The organism is Sphingomonas sp. T1 (genome assembly GCF_902506585.1).
In the GTDB taxonomy this organism is placed as follows: Bacteria; Pseudomonadota; Alphaproteobacteria; order Sphingomonadales; family Sphingomonadaceae; genus Sphingomonas; species Sphingomonas aerolata.
The window spans coordinates 2495420-2512195 of sequence record NZ_LR733875.1 but is presented as its reverse complement, the minus strand read 5'-3'; the positions used below and the strand labels follow the sequence as shown (position 1 = coordinate 2512195).

Below are 16776 nucleotides of genomic sequence, written 5' to 3'. Positions count from 1 at the left end.
TGCGAAGGCAAGCGTCAGCCCGTACCCTCGAGCGCACGCGCCCGGCGGCGTTGTACCGAACTGCCGATGCCGAGTGCCTCGCGATATTTAGCAACGGTGCGCCGGGCAATGTCGAAGCCCTTGCCGTCGAGCAATTCCACCAAAGTATCGTCGGACAGGATCTTGGCACCCTCGTTCGCGATCAGCGCCTTGATCGCGCTCTTGACGGCCTGCGCCGAAACCGCGTCGCCGCCGTCCGCCGACTGGATCGCCGAGGTGAAGAAATATTTCAGCTCGTAGAGTCCGCGCCCGCACGAGACATATTTGTTGCTGGTCACGCGGCTGACGGTCGATTCGTGCATCTCGATCGCGTCGGCAACCATCCGCAGCGTCATCGGCCTGAGATGTGCGACGCCGTGGAGGAAGAACGCCTCCTGCTGCTTCACGATCTCGGTTGCGACCTTGATGATCGTGCGCTGCCGCTGGTCGAGCGCCTTGACCAGCCAGTTCGCGCTGGCGAGACACTCGCTGAGCCACGCCTTCGACGCCTTGTCCTGCTCTCCCCGCGCCAGTTCGGTGTAATAGCTGCGGTTGACGAGGATGCGCGGCAGCGTCGCGGTGTTGATCTCGATGCTCCAGCCGGTCTTGGTCCGCGCGACGAACAGGTCGGGCACGACCGCGCGGCTTGGTTCGCCGCCGAACCGGCATCCGGGCTTCGGATCATAGCCGCGCAGCTCGCGGATCATGTCCGCCATGTCCTCGTCGTCGACCTGACACAGCCGTTTCAGGCGTCCGATCTCGCCCCGCGCCAGCAGGTCGAGATTGTCGATCAGCCGCGCCATGCAGGGATCATAGCGGTCTGCCTCCCGCGCCTGGATCGTCAGGCATTCGGCCAGATCGCGCGCGCCCACCCCGGTCGGGTCGAAGGTCTGGATCACCGCCAGGACATGCTCGACCTGGGCGAGCGCGACGCCCAGCCGGTTGGCGATTTCGAGCAGCGGCACGGTCAGATACCCCGCCTCGTCGATCTGGTCGATCAGATGCGCCGCGACGAACGCATCATCCGCGGCGATCGCGGGGCCCGCCTGCGCCAGCAGATGATCGGCAAGGCTGAGCCCGGTATCGGCAAAGGCGTCCAGATCGAGGCCATTCCCGTCGCCATCACTGCCACCGCCCGCGCCGGCCCCGCTCATCGACAGCGCGCCGTCGGTGCCGCTGCCACCGTCGGCGACGCTGTCCTGGTGATGGCTCTCGGTCGCATAGTCGATGTCGAGCGCGGGCTCGTCGCTGCCGACACTGCCGCTCACCAGCTCGTCGGCGGCGACGCGTTCGTCGCGGGGGGCGGCGGCGTCCGGTTCCGGCCCGGCCTCGCGCTCGGGTCTGTCGCCATCGTCCGCGGCGCCCGCCTCGAGCAGCGGGTTGCGCTCGATCTCCTCGGCGATGAACCCCTCGATCTCCAGGTTCGACAGCGCCAGCAGCTTGATCGCCTGCTGCAATTGCGGGGTCATCACCAGCGACTGCGATTGGCGAAGGTCCAGGCGAGGCGCGAGGCTCATGACACTAGAGCGAGAAGCCCTCGCCCAGATAGAGGCGGCGGACGTTCGCGTCGGCAACCAGTTCGGCCGGGCTGCCCGAGAACAGCACGCGGCCATCGTAGATGATGTAGGCGCGGTCGACGATGTCGAGCGTCTCGCGGACATTGTGGTCGGTGATCAGCACGCCGATATCGCGGCGCTTGAGATCCTTCACGAGGTCGCGAATGTCGGCGATCGAGATCGGATCGATGCCCGCAAACGGCTCGTCGAGCAGCATGATCGACGGCTCGGCGGCCAGCGCGCGGGCGATCTCCGCCCGGCGCCGCTCGCCGCCCGACAACGCCATCGCGGGCGCGGCGCGCAGCCGGGTCAGGCCGAACTCCTCGAGCAGCGTGTCGAGCTTGCGCTCGCGCACCGCCTTGTCGGGCTCGGACAGCTCGAGCACCGTCAGGATGTTCTTCTCGATCGTCAGCCCGCGGAAGATCGAGGTTTCCTGCGGCAGATAGCCAAGCCCCAGGATCGCGCGCCGATACATGGGCAGGCGCGTGATATCGTCGCCGTCGAGCATGATCCGGCCCGAATCGGGCTTCACCAGCCCCATCACGGAATAGAAGCACGTCGTCTTGCCGGCGCCGTTCGGCCCGAGCAGCCCGACCACCTCGCCGCGCCCGACCGACACCGACACATCGGTCAGGACGGTGCGCTTGTCATAGGATTTGGCGATCGACACGACCTGAAGGCCGTTGGTCGTCGGCGCTTCGACGATCGCGTCGCCGTGCGGGCCGGGGGTTTCGATCGGGGGCAGCGTGGGGGCATCCATCAGGCTTTGGCCTTGCTGAGGGCGGGCGGGTAAAAGCGGCTGGCGCTCGGCTGGCGGGTTTCGCGGATGGCCGGCGGTGCGGTCATCGGATCAGTTGCGCTTGGGAACCGAGAAGGTGCCCGTCACGCGCCCGCCCGTCTGGGTCACGGTGCCGCCGCTGGCCGTCGCGCCGCCGCTGCCGCGGACCGACGATCCGTCGATCACCGCGCGACCGGTGTCGAGGTTCATCGTCAGCCGCCCGCCATTCACGGTGTTGCCACCCTGGGTCAGCGTCACCGCGCCGAGCATCGTGATCACCCGCCGGTTGAGGTCGTAGATCGCATATTGGCTCTTCGCGGTCTGGTCCGGCCGGCGCACCGTCACGCCGCCCGACGCGTCGAGGCGCGACACCTGCGGGTTCCCGCCGACCACTTCGCCGGTATAGGCCACCGTCATCCGCGCGGAATTCAGCGTCATGTCCGCCTGCTTGACCGACACGCCCCCGCTCAGCACGGCGCGGTTCGCCTTGTCCTGCAGCTCGATATGGTCCGCGCCGAAATCGATCGGCGCGTTCGAGTTGTGCGCACGTTGCGCGGAGACGCCGGTCGCCGCGACCGCGGAGAGCATCAGGAGGACGGAGCTTGGTATGAGGCGCATGGCGGCTATTTCGGCCCTCGCGGCACGATCCGCAAGCGCGCATTGCCGTCGAGCCTGACGGTGCGGGCTTCCAGATCGGCATGCAGCTTGTTCGCACTGAACACGCCCTGCGGCACGGTTCCCGTCACCGCACTGCCGCTGTCCATCGTCCGCGCGCGCATGTCGAGCGTCGCGTTGGTGGTTTTCAGGTCATAGCCGTTGGGCCCGGTGACGTTGAGCGGGCCGTTCAGCTGCACCTTCTCGGTGTCCATGTCGTAGCGCCCGGAATTCGCCTTGATGTTGGCGGGGCCGTCGGCGAGCTGGAGCTGCGCGCTCAGCGTGTTGAGCTGCACGATCGGTTCGGCCGAACTCTTCTGGATCGCCGAGCGGGCGTCGAGCGTGAACGCCTGGCCCTTCGAATCCTGCCCACGATATTGCGCGGCCTGCAGCTTCATGCGCTCCTGCGCGACCTCGACCTTGTTCTTGTCGAGCACGAACGACACGTCGCCGCCCGCGGTCAGCGGCGCCATCACCAGGAATGCGGTCAGCACGCCGATCGCGGTCGGCAGGCCGAGTCGCGCCAGCCCGACGACGCGGTCGTGGCGGCTGCCCGGCGCCGCCCAGACCTGACGCGGCGAGCGGGCCTGCCGGATCGTCTTCGCCGATGCGTCGGACGGGGGCGCCATGGTCATGTCAGGCGTGCGCGAAGATGTCGATCTCGGGCCATCCGGCGAGATCGAGCGCGGCACGGGTCGGCAGGAAGTCGAAGCATTTCTGCGCGAGCTCCATGCGGCCTTCGCGAATCAACCGCTTGTCGAGCTCTTCCTTCATCCGGTGCAGGAAGCGAACGTCGGACGCGGCATAGTCCTTCTGCGCCTCGCTGAGCTGCGGGCTCCCCCAGTCGGAGGATTGCTGCTGCTTCGACACGTCCTGGCCCAGCAGTTCGCGGACCAGCTCCTTGAGGCCGTGCCGGTCGGTATAGGTCCGGACGAGTCGCGACGCGATCTTGGTGCAATAGGCCGGCGCCGCGACGACGCCGAGATAATGCTGGACCGCGGCGATATCGAATCGTCCGAAATGGTAGAGTTTCAGCCGCTCCGGATCCGCGAGCAGCGCCTTGAGGTTGGGCGCCGCATAGTCGCTGTCGGCCGCGAACCGGACGAGATGTTCGTCCGCGCCGCCATCCGACAGCTGCACGACGCAGAGCCGGTCGCGTGGCGTGATGAGGCCCATGGTCTCGGTGTCGACGGCGATCGAGGCGCCCGGTGCGAAGATCCCGGACGGGATGTCGCCTTCATGAAGATACACTGTCATGCGGTGGCCCTAGCGGTCGGGGGCGCCTTGCTCAATGGTCCTCCGCGATGACGCGGGTGCGCCATGCTTTTGCCGCGATCATCGCCAATGGAGCAAGCGGACAAGATTCTGTTCGCGATAGCTTGATTTTTGCGCTATGCCCTTCCCCAAGGCGCAAAAGGTTTCGCGCCCGAGGGCCCGCGTTCGTCGTCCGGACACGCCGGCTTTTGGAGAGATTTTGCGGGCGAACCGGGAAGACGATCAGGGCTTATGGGTTTCGATAAAGGTGGCCGCGGGAACCGTGGCGGGCGTGGCCGCGACAAGCGCGACAGCTTCGGCGGCGGCAGCGACGATTTCGGTGGCGGCAGCAGCTTCGGCGGCGGCGGTGACCGGTTCGGCGGCGGCGGCAGCAGCTATGGTGGCGGTGGCAGCAGCTACGGCGGCGGCAGCAGCTTCGGCGGCGGCGGTGATCGCTTCGGCGGCGGCGGCGGTGGCGGCGGTGGTTACCGCGGCGGCGGCGGTGGCGGCGGCTTCAGTGGCGGCGGTGGCGCCGGGCGCGGCATGCCCCCCCAGGTCGTTGGTGAAGGCACCGGCGTCGTAAAGTTCTTCAACGCACAGAAGGGCTTCGGCTTCGTCGTTCGCGATGACGGCGGCGAGGACGTGTTCGTGCACATCAGCGCAGTCGAGCAGGCCGGCATGGTCGCTCTCGCCGAGGGTCAGCCGCTCGGCTTCACGCTCGTCGATCGCGGCGGCCGCATCTCGGCAACCGATCTCAAGATCGATGGCGAGCCAATGGCCGTGACCGATCGTGGTCCGCCGCGTGATCGCGATGCCGGCCCGGGTGCACCCCGTGGCGGTGCCGATCGTGGTGCAGGCGGCGCGCCGCAGCGCCAGCTGACCGGTGAGAAGGCAACGGGTACGGTCAAGTTCTTCAACGCGATGAAGGGCTTCGGCTTTATTCAGCGCGATGACGGCCAGCCTGACGCATTCGTGCACATCTCGGCGGTCGAGCGTGCCGGCATGGCGACGCTGAACGAGGGCGACAAGCTCGAGTTCGAGCTCGAAGTCGATCGTCGCGGCAAGTATGCAGCGGTCAACCTGAGCGCAGGCGGCTAATCCCGTCCGTCCGGTCATCGGGGTTTTTCGAACCAACATGACGATCGGACACAGCCTGATAGCGGCCGGTCTCGCACTTGCGGGGCCGGCCGTTGCCGTTCTGGCGCAGGGCGCAGCGGCGCCCCAGCCCGCCACGCGCACATTGCCCGCTTCTGCGCCCGCGCCAGCCGTGCCGATCCTGTCGGTCAGCATCGTGGCCCGCTATCCGCACGATGCGACGGCATTCACCGAAGGCCTGTTGTGGCACGACGGCGCGCTCTACGAGAGCACGGGCAAGGAGGGGCAGTCCGATGTCCGCCGCGTCACGCTTCTCGATGGTCGTATCGTCGCGCGCCGGCGGATCGATCCGGCACAGTTCGGCGAGGGGCTCGGCCTGTGGAAGAACGAGCTGATCAGCCTGACCTGGCATGACGGCATCGCGCACCGCTGGGACGCCCGCACGCTCAAGCCGACCGGCACCAACCGCTATGCGGGCGAGGGCTGGGGCCTGACGAGCGACAGGGACGGCCTGATCCAGTCCGACGGCAGCGCGTCGTTGATCCTGCGCGATCCCAGGACACTCACCGAACGTCGCCGGATCGGCGTGACGATCGACGGGCGTCCGCTGACGCAGCTCAACGAACTCGAATATGTCGACGGCGCGATCCTCGCCAACGTCTGGCAGACGGGATATCTCGTCCGCATCGCCCCCGGCACCGGCCGCGTCACCGCGATCATCGACCTGCGTCCGCTGGTCGCCGAGATCCGCGCCCGCGACCGCGACGCGGTGCTCAACGGCATCGCCTGGGATGCCGCGAAGAAGCGGCTGTTCGTCACCGGCAAACTCTGGCCGACCCTGTTCGAGATCCGGATCAACGGCTAGGGCGCGGGGATCATTCGGCGGAGCGTGTCGATCCGGTCGGCCTCGGCCGCGGGCTTGTCCGTCCGGATCCGCGCGATCCTTGGGAAGCGCATCGCAATCCCCGACTTGTGCCGCTTCGACTCCTGCAGCGCGTCGAACGCGATTTCGAGCACCATCGTCTTGGCGACCTCGCGCACCGGCCCGAACCGGTTGAGCGTGTTCTTGCGGACGAACGAATCGAGCATCCGCAGCTCCTCGTCGGTGATCCCCGAATAGGCCTTGCCGACCGGCAGCAGCTCGCCCTCTTCGGTCCAGCAGCCAAAGGTATAGTCCGAATAATAAGAGGACCGCCGGCCGCTGCCGCGCTGCGCGTACATCATCACGCAATCCGCGGTGAGCGGGTCGCGCTTCCATTTATACCACAGCCCGACGCGGCGCCCGCCGACATAGGGCGAGTCGCGGCGCTTGAGCATCACGCCCTCGATCGCCGAGTCGCGCGCACCCGCGCGCACCGCCTCGAGCGCGGTGAAATCCGCCGCATCGATGACCTGGCTCAGGTCGAACCGCTCGGCATCGAGCTGCGGCATGAACGCCTCGAGCCGCGCGCGTCGCTCGGTCCAGGGCAGTGCGCGCAGATCCTCGTCGCCATCGATCAACAGGTCATAGAGGCGGACAAAGGCCGGATACTCGGCCAGCATCTTCGCCGACACGGTCTTGCGCCCCAGCCGCTGCTGCAGCGCGTTGAAGCTGGCGGCCCCGCCGCCCTCCTCCAGCGTGCCCCCCTGATGCTCGCCCTTGACCAGCAATTCGCCATCGACCGTCCCCGGCGTGACGAAGGCGGCGGCGATTTCGGGGAAGCTCGCGGTCACGTCGTCGCCGGTCCGGCTGTAGAGCCGTGTTTCCCCCGCGACATGGACGATCTGCACGCGGATCCCGTCCCATTTCCACTCCGCCGCATAGTCGGCGAGGTCGACGCGCAGATCCTCCAGACCATGGGCGAGCATGAAGGGACGGAAGACGGGGACGTTGGCGGGTGTCGGTTGCGCGCCATGCCCCTCCGCCCAGGCGAACAGCGTCGGATAGGGGGCTGCCAGGCCGTGCCAGACTTCCTCGACCGCATCGACGTCGAGCCCGAACGCATCCGCCAGCGCGGTCTTCGCCAGGCGCGACGAAACGCCGATCCGCAGCCCGCCGGTCGCCATCTTGAGCAGGGCGAAGCGTTCCTCCGCATCCGAGCGATCGAGCATCGCGGCGAGCGCCGCCGGCGCCTCGGCGCGCGACAGCGTCATCAGCCGGTCGACCACCTGCGAGATCGACAGCGGTTCGGCCGGCACCGGATCCGGCCCCAAGGGCTCGGGCTCGGGCCACAGCAGGGCGACGGTCTCGGCGGTATCGCCGACATAATCGCGGCTCATCCGGAAGAGGACGGGATCGACCCGGTCCTCGATCAACCCGCGGATGACCGCCGATTTGACCCCCGGCAGATCGAGATCGCCGGTCAGCGCCGCCATCGCCCAGCCGCGATCGGGGTCCGGCGTCACGCGCAGATAATCGCCGATCAGCTTCAGCTTCGCATTGCGCGATCGCGTATAGGTGAGGGCATCGAGGAGCGCGGCGAAAGCATGCATGATCCGACAACGCGCCGCCCGGCACTCGGCTCCGGGTCGGCGTCCACGTCGCTGCGGGCATTACATCAAAAAGGCCCCCGCCGTTCCCGGCGAGGGCCCTGTCGTGGTATCGGCGCGGGCCGATGCAATCCCGTCGCGTCAGTCGATCGCGTTCTTGATTCCCTTGCCGGCCAGCAGGCCGAGCACCAGGAAGATCACGAACAGCGCGATCGCGATGAAGAACAGCACCTTGGCGATGCCGATAAACGCCCCGCCGACGCCGCCAAATCCGAGCAGGGCCAGCACGAGGCCGATGATCAAGAAAGTGATGGCGAGCTTCAACATGGGCATTCTCCTGTTTCTGACAGAACCCGTCCCGCCCATGTCGGTTCCGACACGGGCGGGACGGGCGCCGGGGTTCAGGCCTTCCGGCTGGCTTCGAATAGGAACCAGGCGCGTTCCTCGGCCTGATCGGTCCACTCGTCGACGATGCCGCTGGTGGCATTGTCCTTAGCGTCGTCGGCGGCGTCCTTGACGATCCGGAACTGCTCGACGAGCTTCAGATTGTCTTCGCGCAACTCGGCGAGCATTTCGGTCGGTCCGACAAAATCCTTGTCATTGTCAGGGATGCTCTGGCGGCGCGAAATGTCGCCGATCGAGCGCAGCGTCGTGTTGCCCGTCTTGCGGACCCGCTCGGCGATCGCATCGGTCACGCCCAGGATCTGTGCCGCCTGGTCATCGAGCAACAGATGATAGTCACGGAAGTGCGGACCCGACATATGCCAGTGAAAGTTCTTGGTCTTCAAATACAAGGCATAGCAATCGGCGAGCGAGGCATTGAGCGCTTCGGCAACCGTCTTCGTGCTGTTGCTGACGAGATCGGTGGGCGTGTCGAGTGCGGGGTTGGTGGCGGGCATCGAAAACTCCATGCATGGGAATGTCTGTGGATCGTTGCGTCAACGAAGCGATAGCCGAAATGCTCCCGTTGCGCATGCGCCATTCCTCATCTGAGTGATCGCCCCGCTAGATCAATCGCGCAGCGCTCAGGCCCAGAATGACCCCCAGGATCACGAATATCAGCCCGATGCCGGTGCGCAGTCGGGCGAGCGGCCATCGGCGCCACGCGGCTTCACCCATCATCGCAGCGGGGACGATCACCACCAGCGATCCGATCGTCGCGCCGACCGCCGCCAGCATCGGTACGGCACTACGGAGCGCAAGCGCGGCCACGATGAACTGTATGCCGTCGCCGAACGCGAGGATGAACAGCCCGAGCATGGTGGTGGCGATCGCGCCCGTGCGCCACCCGCGCAGTGGATCGGGCGCCTTGACCGGCAGGAGCGCACCGCCGCCCTGGACGATCAGCGCGAGCGCCAGCATCAGTTGCCGCGCATTGGGGGTCAGCAACGGCGCGACCGCGATCCCGCCCGCGACCGCCAGGCTGCCCGCGAGCAGCAACGCGACCGCCGCGGCGAGGATCACCAGCCGCGGCTTGCGATACCGATCGGACAGGATCGCGGCGAGACACGCGGTCCGATCGCCGACCTGCGCCAGCGCGGCGGCGACGAGCGCCGCCATCAGCGCGTCCATCGCTAACGCGTCATGCGCGGGTCATCCCGCGAGCCGGACCGAACAGGCGGCCGCGAAGACATGGCAGGCCTGGACGTCCTGCCGCTCGCTGTAGATCGCGTCGCTGAGCGTCATCAGCCAGCCATGGACGAGCGCGCCATGTTCGCCGCGCGACAGTGCCGAATCGATGAAGTGCGTGACGGTCACCGCGGGGTTCATGCCGTTGCGATGCGCGATCAGGCGGATCGCGTCGATATCGGGCGCGAGATCGGTCGCACGGGTATAGGGCGCGCGGACGTCGATCGCGGCGATCCGGGCCGCAAGCTCGGCCTTTACCAGCGCCAGATCCTGGAATTCCGCGACTCGCTCGGCAACCTGCCCCATGATCCCGCCTCCTGTCTTTCTTATGGGATGCATCATGCGCCCATGCCGATAAAGATGGGGTTAAACACCCTGTGATGCGGGATTCCGGGGCGAATATGGGGTGATATGGTTGACTTGGCCGGCAGCATGCGCCATGCGCCGCGACAGATCGGGCGGTGGCATGCGTGCTGCCGCCCTAGCATTTTCAGCCTTAAGGATTGGGCTCATGGCCAAGCCGACTACCGTCAAGATCAAGCTCGTCAGCACCGCGGACACCGGCTTCTTCTACGTCACCAAGAAGAATCCCCGCACGAAGACCGAGAAACTCTCGTTCAGCAAGTATGATCCCGTCGTGCGCAAGCATGTCGAGTTCAAGGAAGCCAAGATCAAGTAAGTCGACGCGGCGGCGATGCCGTCGCGCGTTTACGATGCGATCGCAAGGCCGCGGGTAGCGATACCCGCGGCCTTTGGCGTTCCTGCGCGGCAGGTCTCGTTGTTCGTTCAGATGAACGCGCGCACCGCTTCCATGAAGCGGGCGAGGCTGATCGGCTTCGAGATATAGGCGTCCGCGCCCGCGGCACGGATCCGGTCCTCGTCCTCGCGACCTGCATAGGCGGTGACCGCCATCACCGGGATCGTGCTGAGCACGTCGTCGGCCTTGAGCTCAAGGATGATCTCATAGCCGGTGACGTGCGGCATCTGGATGTCCATGATGATCAGGTCGGGGGCGAATTCGCGAGCCCGGACCACCGCCTCGCGCCCGTCGCGTACAGGTTCGGCAAGGTAATCATGCGCCCGCAAAAGGTCGCAGAATAGTTTCAGGTTGAGTTCGTTGTCCTCGACAACGAGCACCTTCTTTGCCACGCGAGCCACCATTCGTTTCAAGAAGGATGACAATAGGCAATGCGCAGCGCCGTTACAAATGAAGACGCTGAGGCCCTGGCGCTGCAAGCCCTGGTATGGACGCTGAGCGAGCCGGACCGAGCGATGCGCCTGTTGTCGGTGACCGGACTCGACCCTGCCGACCTGCGCACGCGGGCTGGGGAGCCCGCCGTGCTCGCGGCGGTACTCGGTTTCCTCGAATCGCATGAACCCGATCTTGTCGCCTGCGCCGAAACGCTCGGCATCAGGCCCGAGGCGCTGGTCCGCGCGCGGATGACGCTCGATCCGGGGTTCGAGGCATGAAGCCGCTGCTGATCAGCGATTGCGACGAAGTGCTGCTCCACATGGTCAAGCATTTCGGCACCTGGCTCGACGAGGCGCATGATATCGATTTCGAAATCGGCCACGGCGATTTCGCCAACAGCATGACGCGCCGCGACGGCGGGCCCGCGCCCACGCGCGAGGATATGTGGGCGCTGCTCGGCGGGTTCTTTCCCGCAGAGATGCACCGCCAGACTTTGGTGCCGCATGCCCGCGAGGCGCTCGCGTCGCTCGCCGAGATCGCGGACATCGTGATCCTGACCAATTTGCAGGACGAATGCCGCCTGCCACGGATCGAGCAGCTCGCCGCGTTCGACATCGCCCACCGCGTCGAGTGCAACCAGGGCGGCAAGGGCGACCCCGTCGCGCGACTGGTCGCCGAATATGGCAACCCCGTCACCGTGTTCGTCGACGACCTTGCGGTGCATCACGAATCGGTCGCGCGGCATGCGCCGGGCGTCCACCGCCTGCACATGGTGTCCGAGCCGACGCTGGCGGGGGCGGTGCCGAGAGCGCCCGCCGCGCATGCCCGGATCGACGACTGGCGCGAGGCGCAGGCCTGGATCGCCGCGCGGTTCGCCGCCGGGGTGCCCGCGGACGCTTGACCCGCCCCCCGTGGCTGTGGTGAGACCGCGCACATGACCGATCGTATCGACCGCAAGCTCGAAGAGCTTGGCCTGACGCTGCCGCAGGCCGCCGCCCCCGTCGCATCCTATGTTCCCGCCGTCGAGGCGAACGGGCTGCTCCACATTTCCGGCCAGCTGCCGTTCAAGGATGGCCAGATCGTCACCGGTCGCCTCGGCGACGGCGTGTCGCTCGAGGACGGGCAGGACGCGGCGCAGCGCTGCGCGCTGATGCTGGTCGCGCAGATGAAGGCGGCGCTCGGCTCGCTCGGCCGTGTCGAGCGAATCGTGAAGCTCGGCGTGTTCGTCAATTCGCACGGCGATTTCACCGATCAGCCCAAGGTCGCGAACGGCGCGTCCGACCTGATGGTCCAGCTGTTCGGCGAAGCCGGCAAGCATGCCCGCTCGGCCGTCGGCGTTCCCGTGCTGCCGCTGGGTGCCGCGGTCGAGATCGACGCGATCGTCCAGGTCTCCGCCGCTTGAGGTCAGCCGCTTGAGCCTGACGCCTGCGCGCCTATTTTAGGAGCGCATGACAGCCATTACCGCCCGCATCGCCCAAGGCGTTACCTCGATCGCGGCGGAGGACTGGGACGCCTGTGCCGGCGACGCGAACCCGTTCGTCGGCCACGCCTTCCTCGCCGCGCTCGAGGCGTCCAGAAGCGTCGGTGGACGATCGGGGTGGCAGGCGCTGCCGGTGGTCGTCGATGGCGACGACGGCAGGCCGGCCGGGATCGCGCCCGCCTATGCCAAGAGCCACAGCCAGGGCGAATATGTGTTCGATCAGGGCTGGGCCGACGCGTGGGAGCGGGCGGGGGGGCAGTATTACCCCAAATTGCAGATTGCCGCGCCGTTCAGCCCGGTGCCCGGCCCACGGCTGCTGCTGCGCGACCCGGCGGTCGCGCCCGCGCTGATCGCCGCGCTCGAGGCGGTGACCGATCAGAGCGGTCTGTCCTCCGCGCATGCGACCTTCATCGCCCCCGCAGAGGTCGCGCTGTTCGAGGCCGCCGGATGGCTGATCCGTCAGGGCACGCAGTTCCACTGGACCAATGACGGCTATGCGAGCTTCGACGATTTCCTCGCCGCGCTCGCCAGCCGCAAGCGCAAGGCGATCCGCAAGGAGCGCGCCGCCGCGGTCGAGGGACTGACGATCCGCCACCTGACGGGCGCGGAGATCACGCCCGCGCACTGGGACGCGTTCTGGGTCTTCTACCAGGACACGGGCAGCCGCAAATGGGGCCAGCCCTATCTGACGCGCGCCTTTTTCGATCGGATCGGTCAGACGATGGGCGACCTGGTGCTGCTGATCCTCGCCGAGCGTGACGGCGTGCCGATCGCGGGGGCGCTCAACCTGATCGGTGCGGACACGCTCTACGGCCGCTATTGGGGCGCGACCGAGGAGGTGCCGTTCCTCCATTTCGAGCTCTGCTATTACCAGGCGATCGATGCGGCGATCGCGCGCGGGCTGACGACGGTCGAGGCGGGCGCGCAGGGCGAACACAAGCTCGCGCGCGGCTATGCGCCGGTCGCGACCTATTCGGCGCACTACATCCCGGATCCGGGCTTCCGCCGCGCGATCGCCGACTTCCTCGTCCGCGAACGCGAGGCGGTCGCCTCCGACCGCGAGTATCTCGGCGAGCTTACTCCGTTTCGGCGGGCGGAACCGCCGACCGGTTGACCTTGTACAGGACGCTCGTGCCGTCGCGGCGGATCGGGGTCAGGTCGCGGATCAGCGCGGGGTCGAACGCCGGCGGGTGGATCAGCCAGACATAATCGAACGCGTCGCGCGGGAAATGCTCTAGCGCCATCGCGATCGGCCGCCAGAACTGGCCACGACAGCGGATATCCGTAACGATTTCGGACGGATCATGCGCGAAGCCGCGCGCGATCGGATAGCGCGTCGTCATCAGCTGTCCGCCCGCCATCGACCACTGGTCGTTGGTGAAGGCCAGCCGCCGCTCGAGCAGCAGCGCCGGGACATGCTCGAGCCGCGAATAGGCCCAGTCGTCGCGACAGCGGCGCCCGACGAACGAGACCACGCGCGCCCGCTCGGGCACGGTGTCGATCGCGGCGATCGCCTGGTCGTAGCTGCGGTCATAGATCAGGAAGCTGATCGTGGTGCCCGCCAGCCGGACCGCGAAGAAGTTGAACCCCAGCACCGCCAGCGTCGCGGCACCGCGCAGCGACAGGCGGTTGCGCGGGCGCAGCGCGATGATCGCGAACGCCAGCATGAACGGCGCGAGGCGCATGTCGGCATAGGCGGAGCCGAACACGATCCGCGGCAACAGGATATAGACCAAAGCCAGGAACAGCGCGGACAGCGCGAGGTTGCGCGAATATTCGATCGTCTGGTCGCGCACGCCGCGGAACAGGATCACGAACAGCACGGTGACCGATGCGATGTCGAACGCCATCCAGCGATCGCGCAGGACCATCGTGATCCAGTTCATCTTCCAGCGCCAGTTGAACCAGTCCTGCGTCTTGCCGGTGACGTGGTCGCCCGACCGCCACAGCACCATCATCACCATCGGCAGCGCCAGCGGGATACAGCTGAGCCCGGCGCGGATGAACGCGCCGATCCAGCCCTTGATCGCGCCTTCGCCGCGCACCCCGGTCTTGCGGATGTCGTGCTGGCGGATCAGCTCGGCGGAGAAGGCGAGCACGCCCAGCACGCCCCAGCCGAAGGTATGGCACAGCCAGAGCAGGCAGGATCCGGGCACGAACAGGATCGTGCGCAGCCGCAGCCGCTCGAGCCGCCCGAGGCGGAGCCACAGCGCGAACATGTTGAGGGCGAGCGCCATCGCCAGCGCGAAGTTCACGAAGCCGAACTGGAACGGATAGCTATAGGCGAGCGGCAGCGCGAACAGCGCGGTCGCCGGGATCCGGCCATGCACCTCGCGCGCGATCCACAGCAGTCCGGTGACGGTGAGCGCGGGGATCGCCATGACGATCAGCTTCACCGCGAGCTGCAACCCGAAGATCGGCGCGAGCGGCACGATCAACAGGTCGATGCCGAGATTGCCGATCAGCTGCCAGCGGAAATCATACCATTGGCTGAGCCAGGGATTGTCGCCGATCGCGAGCTGGACGCGGTAGCGCCCCATATGCCCGGGCAGATCGACGAGAGGCGGCACCTCCGGCCACAGCAGCGGGATGATCGATGCCAGCGCAACGCACGCGACGAACGTGCGCGTCTGCCACCAGTGAAGTTCCGTTGTTGTCCCCCGCGCCATCCCTCGACGCCTAGCGCCGCAGGGGGGCATTCGACAAGCGCCGACCGCGCGGCGTTGCGACGGAATACACCGCCGGGGCTCCCGGCCCCCGAGCGTCGGGGGCCGGGAGCCGGTATCGCTCACACCTGGTCGCGGCGGCCCAGCAGGCGCAGACGCAGCGCGTTCAGCTTGATGAAGCCGGCCGCGTCGCGCTGGTCATAGGCGCCCTGATCGTCCTCGAACGTCACGACTTTTTCCGAATAGAGCGAGTTGGGCGACTTGCGGCCGACCACATACACGCCGCCCTTGTAGAGCTTCAGCCGGACGGTACCCGACACCTTCTCCTGGCTGTGATCGATCGCCGCCTGCAGCATCTCGCGCTCGGGCGAGAACCAGAAGCCGTTGTACAGCAGCTCGGCATAGCGCGGCGCGAGCTCGTCCTTCAGATGCGCGGCGCCACGGTCGAGCGTCAGCTGTTCGATACCACGATGCGCGAGGTGATAGATGGTGCCGCCCGGTGTCTCGTACATGCCGCGGCTCTTCATGCCGACGAAGCGGTTCTCGACCAGGTCGAGACGGCCGATGCCGTGACGACGGCCATAGTCGTTGAGCGTCGACAGCAGGGTCGCGGGGCTCATCCCCTCGCCGTTGATCGCGACGCCGTCGCCACGCTCGAAATCGATCGTGATGTACTCGGGGACGTCGGGCGCGTCCTCGGGGTTCACCGTGCGCGAATAGACATAGTCCGGCACTTCGTCCCACGGATTCTCAAGCACCAGCCCCTCGGACGAGGTGTGGAGCATGTTCGCATCGGTCGAGAAGGGCGCCTCGCCGCGCTTGTCCTTGCTGACCGGGATCTGGTGCTGTTCGGCGAACTCGATCAGCTTGGTGCGGCTGGTCAGGTCCCATTCGCGCCACGGTGCGATCACCTTGATGTCGGGTGACAGCGCGTAATAGCCGAGCTCGAAGCGGACCTGGTCGTTGCCCTTGCCGGTCGCGCCGTGGCTGACCGCGTCGGCGCCGACCATCCGGGCGATCTCGATCTGGCGCTTGGCGATCAGCGGCCGCGCGATCGACGTGCCGAGCAGGTACAGCCCCTCGTACAGCGCGTTCGACCGCATCATCGGGAACACGTAATCGCGCACGAATTCCTCGCGCAGATCGTCGACGAAGATGTGCTCGGGCTTCACGCCCATCATCTCGGCCTTGGCGCGCGCCGGCTCGAGTTCCTCGCCCTGGCCCAGATCCGCGGTGAAGGTGACGACTTCGCAGTTGTAGGTCTGCTGGAGCCATTTCAGGATCACGCTGGTGTCGAGGCCGCCCGAATAGGCGAGGACGACCCGATTGATGCCGGCGTCGCCGGCGGCGCGGTTGATCTGATCGGTCACGGGCAAGATCCTTTGGGCAATATCCAATGCCCGCGCCCCTATGCGCTGGACGCCCTGCATGCAACCGGAGCATGCAACCGGGTGCATTCATGGCGCGTACAACCAACCCGCGCTACGTGCGCGCCCAGATCATTTGGAGTGTCCCGACCGTGCTACGTCAAACGCTTACCCTGTTCGTCCTCGCCGGCCTCGCGACGCCCGCGCTGGCGCAGGAGACCCGCGCTTCCGTGTCCGCCAAGTTCAAGGCCGAGTTCGCCGCGCGCGATACCAACAAGGACGGCGTCCTGACGCGCGCCGAGGTCCAGGCGGGGATCAGCCAGATGAAGGTCGGGCCGGGGCGCCCGGATCCGGTCCACGCCAAGCGGCTCGCCGAGCTGTGGTTCAGCAGCGCCGACACCAACAAGGACGGCAAGGTCACGCAGCCCGAGGCACAGGCACTGCTCGCCGCGACCTTTGCGAAATATGACGCGAACAAGGACGGCAAGATCGGCGGCGACGAGCGATCGGCCGCGAAGTCGCAGATGCAGGGCAGCCGCTGAGGCCACGCCTATAGGGGGGCATCCATCTACGGAGTCCCCCCCGTAAAGTCGTCATCCCCGCGGAGGCGGGGATCCA

General features: G+C 67.0%; 21 protein-coding genes. 8 read left to right on the top strand and 13 right to left on the bottom strand.

Annotated elements, in window-relative coordinates; all coding sequences use genetic code 11:
• Nucleotides 1–14: 14 nt before the first annotated feature.
• From rpoN to GV027_RS11310, 5 genes are all read right to left on the bottom strand, one after another.
• Entirely contained in the window at nucleotides 15–1535 is a 1521-nt protein-coding gene (rpoN, locus tag GV027_RS11330; protein ID WP_159511941.1) for an RNA polymerase factor sigma-54, read from the bottom strand.
• Nucleotides 1536–1539: 4 nt separating this feature from the next.
• Nucleotides 1540–2334: an LPS export ABC transporter ATP-binding protein gene (gene lptB / locus GV027_RS11325; protein WP_107045271.1), complete on the bottom strand. Its 795-nt coding sequence runs from the start codon at nucleotides 2332–2334 to the stop codon at nucleotides 1540–1542.
• Between the two features lie 90 nt (nucleotides 2335–2424).
• Nucleotides 2425–2970, bottom strand: a complete 546-nt coding sequence (locus GV027_RS11320; protein ID WP_107930894.1) for an LptA/OstA family protein — start codon at nucleotides 2968–2970, stop codon at nucleotides 2425–2427.
• A 5-nt stretch (nucleotides 2971–2975) separates the two neighbouring features.
• Nucleotides 2976–3641 carry an LPS export ABC transporter periplasmic protein LptC gene (lptC, locus tag GV027_RS11315; RefSeq protein ID WP_236559182.1) on the bottom strand — a complete coding sequence of 222 codons (666 nt, stop codon included), beginning with the start codon at nucleotides 3639–3641 and terminating at the stop codon, nucleotides 2976–2978.
• A 1-nt stretch (nucleotide 3642) separates the two neighbouring features.
• A complete protein-coding gene (locus GV027_RS11310; RefSeq protein WP_031396597.1) occupies nucleotides 3643–4263 on the bottom strand; it encodes a ribonuclease D in 621 nt (206 codons plus the stop codon).
• Between the two features lie 249 nt (nucleotides 4264–4512).
• Between GV027_RS11310 and GV027_RS21810 the strand changes: the two genes are divergently transcribed.
• Both GV027_RS21810 and GV027_RS11300 read left to right on the top strand, forming a co-directional pair.
• Nucleotides 4513–5358 carry a cold-shock protein gene (locus GV027_RS21810; protein WP_159511940.1) on the top strand — a complete coding sequence of 282 codons (846 nt, stop codon included), beginning with the start codon at nucleotides 4513–4515 and terminating at the stop codon, nucleotides 5356–5358.
• A gap of 37 nt (nucleotides 5359–5395) precedes the next feature.
• Nucleotides 5396–6220 (top strand): glutaminyl-peptide cyclotransferase, encoded by an 825-nt coding sequence (locus GV027_RS11300; protein WP_159511939.1) that lies wholly within the window; start codon nucleotides 5396–5398, stop codon nucleotides 6218–6220.
• Here GV027_RS11300 and GV027_RS11295 read toward each other — a convergent pair.
• From GV027_RS11295 to GV027_RS11275, 5 genes are all read right to left on the bottom strand, one after another.
• Nucleotides 6217–7827, bottom strand: coding sequence for a cisplatin damage response ATP-dependent DNA ligase (locus tag GV027_RS11295; protein WP_159511938.1), 1611 nt, complete (start codon nucleotides 7825–7827; stop codon nucleotides 6217–6219). The genes GV027_RS11300 and GV027_RS11295 overlap by 4 nt on opposite strands.
• A gap of 138 nt (nucleotides 7828–7965) precedes the next feature.
• Nucleotides 7966–8151: a DUF1328 domain-containing protein gene (locus GV027_RS11290; protein WP_031395540.1), complete on the bottom strand. Its 186-nt coding sequence runs from the start codon at nucleotides 8149–8151 to the stop codon at nucleotides 7966–7968.
• A gap of 74 nt (nucleotides 8152–8225) precedes the next feature.
• Nucleotides 8226–8723: a Dps family protein gene (locus tag GV027_RS11285; protein ID WP_159511937.1), complete on the bottom strand. Its 498-nt coding sequence runs from the start codon at nucleotides 8721–8723 to the stop codon at nucleotides 8226–8228.
• 106 nt (nucleotides 8724–8829) lie between these two features.
• Complete coding sequence (locus GV027_RS11280) at nucleotides 8830–9396, bottom strand: TMEM165/GDT1 family protein (protein ID WP_159511936.1); 567 nt, start codon at nucleotides 9394–9396, stop codon at nucleotides 8830–8832.
• A gap of 21 nt (nucleotides 9397–9417) precedes the next feature.
• On the bottom strand, nucleotides 9418–9759 hold the full coding sequence (locus GV027_RS11275) for a hypothetical protein (RefSeq protein ID WP_042466204.1): 342 nt from the start codon (nucleotides 9757–9759) through the stop codon (nucleotides 9418–9420).
• 205 nt (nucleotides 9760–9964) lie between these two features.
• On the opposite strand from GV027_RS11275, the gene rpmG reads away from it, so the two are divergent.
• Nucleotides 9965–10132, top strand: a complete 168-nt coding sequence (gene rpmG, locus GV027_RS11270) for a 50S ribosomal protein L33 (RefSeq protein ID WP_017977469.1) — start codon at nucleotides 9965–9967, stop codon at nucleotides 10130–10132.
• A gap of 107 nt (nucleotides 10133–10239) precedes the next feature.
• Here rpmG and GV027_RS11265 read toward each other — a convergent pair whose 3' ends face one another.
• Complete coding sequence (locus tag GV027_RS11265) at nucleotides 10240–10602, bottom strand: response regulator (RefSeq protein ID WP_159511935.1); 363 nt, start codon at nucleotides 10600–10602, stop codon at nucleotides 10240–10242.
• A gap of 39 nt (nucleotides 10603–10641) precedes the next feature.
• On the opposite strand from GV027_RS11265, the gene GV027_RS11260 reads away from it, so the two are divergent.
• Genes GV027_RS11260 through GV027_RS11245 form a run of 4 tightly spaced genes read left to right on the top strand, consistent with a single transcriptional unit; the run spans nucleotide 10642 to nucleotide 13239 of the window.
• Nucleotides 10642–10923, top strand: a complete 282-nt coding sequence (locus GV027_RS11260) for a DUF3572 domain-containing protein (protein WP_056673459.1) — start codon at nucleotides 10642–10644, stop codon at nucleotides 10921–10923.
• Nucleotides 10920–11546 carry an HAD family hydrolase gene (locus tag GV027_RS11255; protein WP_159511934.1) on the top strand — a complete coding sequence of 209 codons (627 nt, stop codon included), beginning with the start codon at nucleotides 10920–10922 and terminating at the stop codon, nucleotides 11544–11546. The genes GV027_RS11260 and GV027_RS11255 overlap by 4 nt, the downstream gene beginning before the upstream one ends.
• Nucleotides 11547–11579: 33 nt before the next feature.
• A complete protein-coding gene (locus GV027_RS11250; RefSeq protein WP_031396590.1) occupies nucleotides 11580–12047 on the top strand; it encodes a RidA family protein in 468 nt (155 codons plus the stop codon).
• 46 nt (nucleotides 12048–12093) lie between these two features.
• Entirely contained in the window at nucleotides 12094–13239 is a 1146-nt protein-coding gene (locus GV027_RS11245; protein WP_159511933.1) for a GNAT family N-acetyltransferase, read from the top strand.
• Here GV027_RS11245 and GV027_RS11240 read toward each other — a convergent pair.
• Nucleotides 13202–14794 carry a hypothetical protein gene (locus tag GV027_RS11240; RefSeq protein WP_201302612.1) on the bottom strand — a complete coding sequence of 531 codons (1593 nt, stop codon included), beginning with the start codon at nucleotides 14792–14794 and terminating at the stop codon, nucleotides 13202–13204. The two genes, GV027_RS11245 and GV027_RS11240, sit on opposite strands and share 38 nt — an antisense overlap.
• A gap of 119 nt (nucleotides 14795–14913) precedes the next feature.
• Complete coding sequence (locus tag GV027_RS11235; RefSeq protein ID WP_236559181.1) at nucleotides 14914–16161, bottom strand: argininosuccinate synthase; 1248 nt, start codon at nucleotides 16159–16161, stop codon at nucleotides 14914–14916.
• 149 nt (nucleotides 16162–16310) lie between these two features.
• Here GV027_RS11235 and GV027_RS11230 point away from each other — a divergent pair, with 149 nt between their 5' ends.
• Nucleotides 16311–16700, top strand: coding sequence for an EF-hand domain-containing protein (locus tag GV027_RS11230; protein ID WP_031396586.1), 390 nt, complete (start codon nucleotides 16311–16313; stop codon nucleotides 16698–16700).
• The last annotated feature ends 76 nt before the right edge of the window (nucleotides 16701–16776 follow it).

Coding starts and splice junctions, on each gene's coding strand:
- GV027_RS11275 (WP_042466204.1), bottom strand. CDS start 9,759: ATGGGGCAGGTTGCCGAGCGAGTCGCGGAATTCCAGGATCTGGCGCTG.
- GV027_RS11240 (WP_201302612.1), bottom strand. CDS start 14,794: ATGGCGCGGGGGACAACAACGGAACTTCACTGGTGGCAGACGCGCACG.
- lptB (WP_107045271.1), bottom strand. CDS start 2,334: ATGGATGCCCCCACGCTGCCCCCGATCGAAACCCCCGGCCCGCACGGC.
- GV027_RS21810 (WP_159511940.1), top strand. CDS start 4,513: ATGGGTTTCGATAAAGGTGGCCGCGGGAACCGTGGCGGGCGTGGCCGC.
- GV027_RS11320 (WP_107930894.1), bottom strand. CDS start 2,970: ATGCGCCTCATACCAAGCTCCGTCCTCCTGATGCTCTCCGCGGTCGCG.
- lptC (WP_236559182.1), bottom strand. CDS start 3,641: ATGACCATGGCGCCCCCGTCCGACGCATCGGCGAAGACGATCCGGCAG.
- rpoN (WP_159511941.1), bottom strand. CDS start 1,535: ATGAGCCTCGCGCCTCGCCTGGACCTTCGCCAATCGCAGTCGCTGGTG.
- GV027_RS11260 (WP_056673459.1), top strand. CDS start 10,642: ATGCGCAGCGCCGTTACAAATGAAGACGCTGAGGCCCTGGCGCTGCAA.
- GV027_RS11250 (WP_031396590.1), top strand. CDS start 11,580: ATGACCGATCGTATCGACCGCAAGCTCGAAGAGCTTGGCCTGACGCTG.
- GV027_RS11310 (WP_031396597.1), bottom strand. CDS start 4,263: ATGACAGTGTATCTTCATGAAGGCGACATCCCGTCCGGGATCTTCGCA.
- GV027_RS11280 (WP_159511936.1), bottom strand. CDS start 9,396: ATGGACGCGCTGATGGCGGCGCTCGTCGCCGCCGCGCTGGCGCAGGTC.
- GV027_RS11290 (WP_031395540.1), bottom strand. CDS start 8,151: ATGTTGAAGCTCGCCATCACTTTCTTGATCATCGGCCTCGTGCTGGCC.
- GV027_RS11255 (WP_159511934.1), top strand. CDS start 10,920: ATGAAGCCGCTGCTGATCAGCGATTGCGACGAAGTGCTGCTCCACATG.
- GV027_RS11295 (WP_159511938.1), bottom strand. CDS start 7,827: ATGCATGCTTTCGCCGCGCTCCTCGATGCCCTCACCTATACGCGATCG.
- GV027_RS11245 (WP_159511933.1), top strand. CDS start 12,094: ATGACAGCCATTACCGCCCGCATCGCCCAAGGCGTTACCTCGATCGCG.
- GV027_RS11285 (WP_159511937.1), bottom strand. CDS start 8,723: ATGCCCGCCACCAACCCCGCACTCGACACGCCCACCGATCTCGTCAGC.
- GV027_RS11300 (WP_159511939.1), top strand. CDS start 5,396: ATGACGATCGGACACAGCCTGATAGCGGCCGGTCTCGCACTTGCGGGG.
- rpmG (WP_017977469.1), top strand. CDS start 9,965: ATGGCCAAGCCGACTACCGTCAAGATCAAGCTCGTCAGCACCGCGGAC.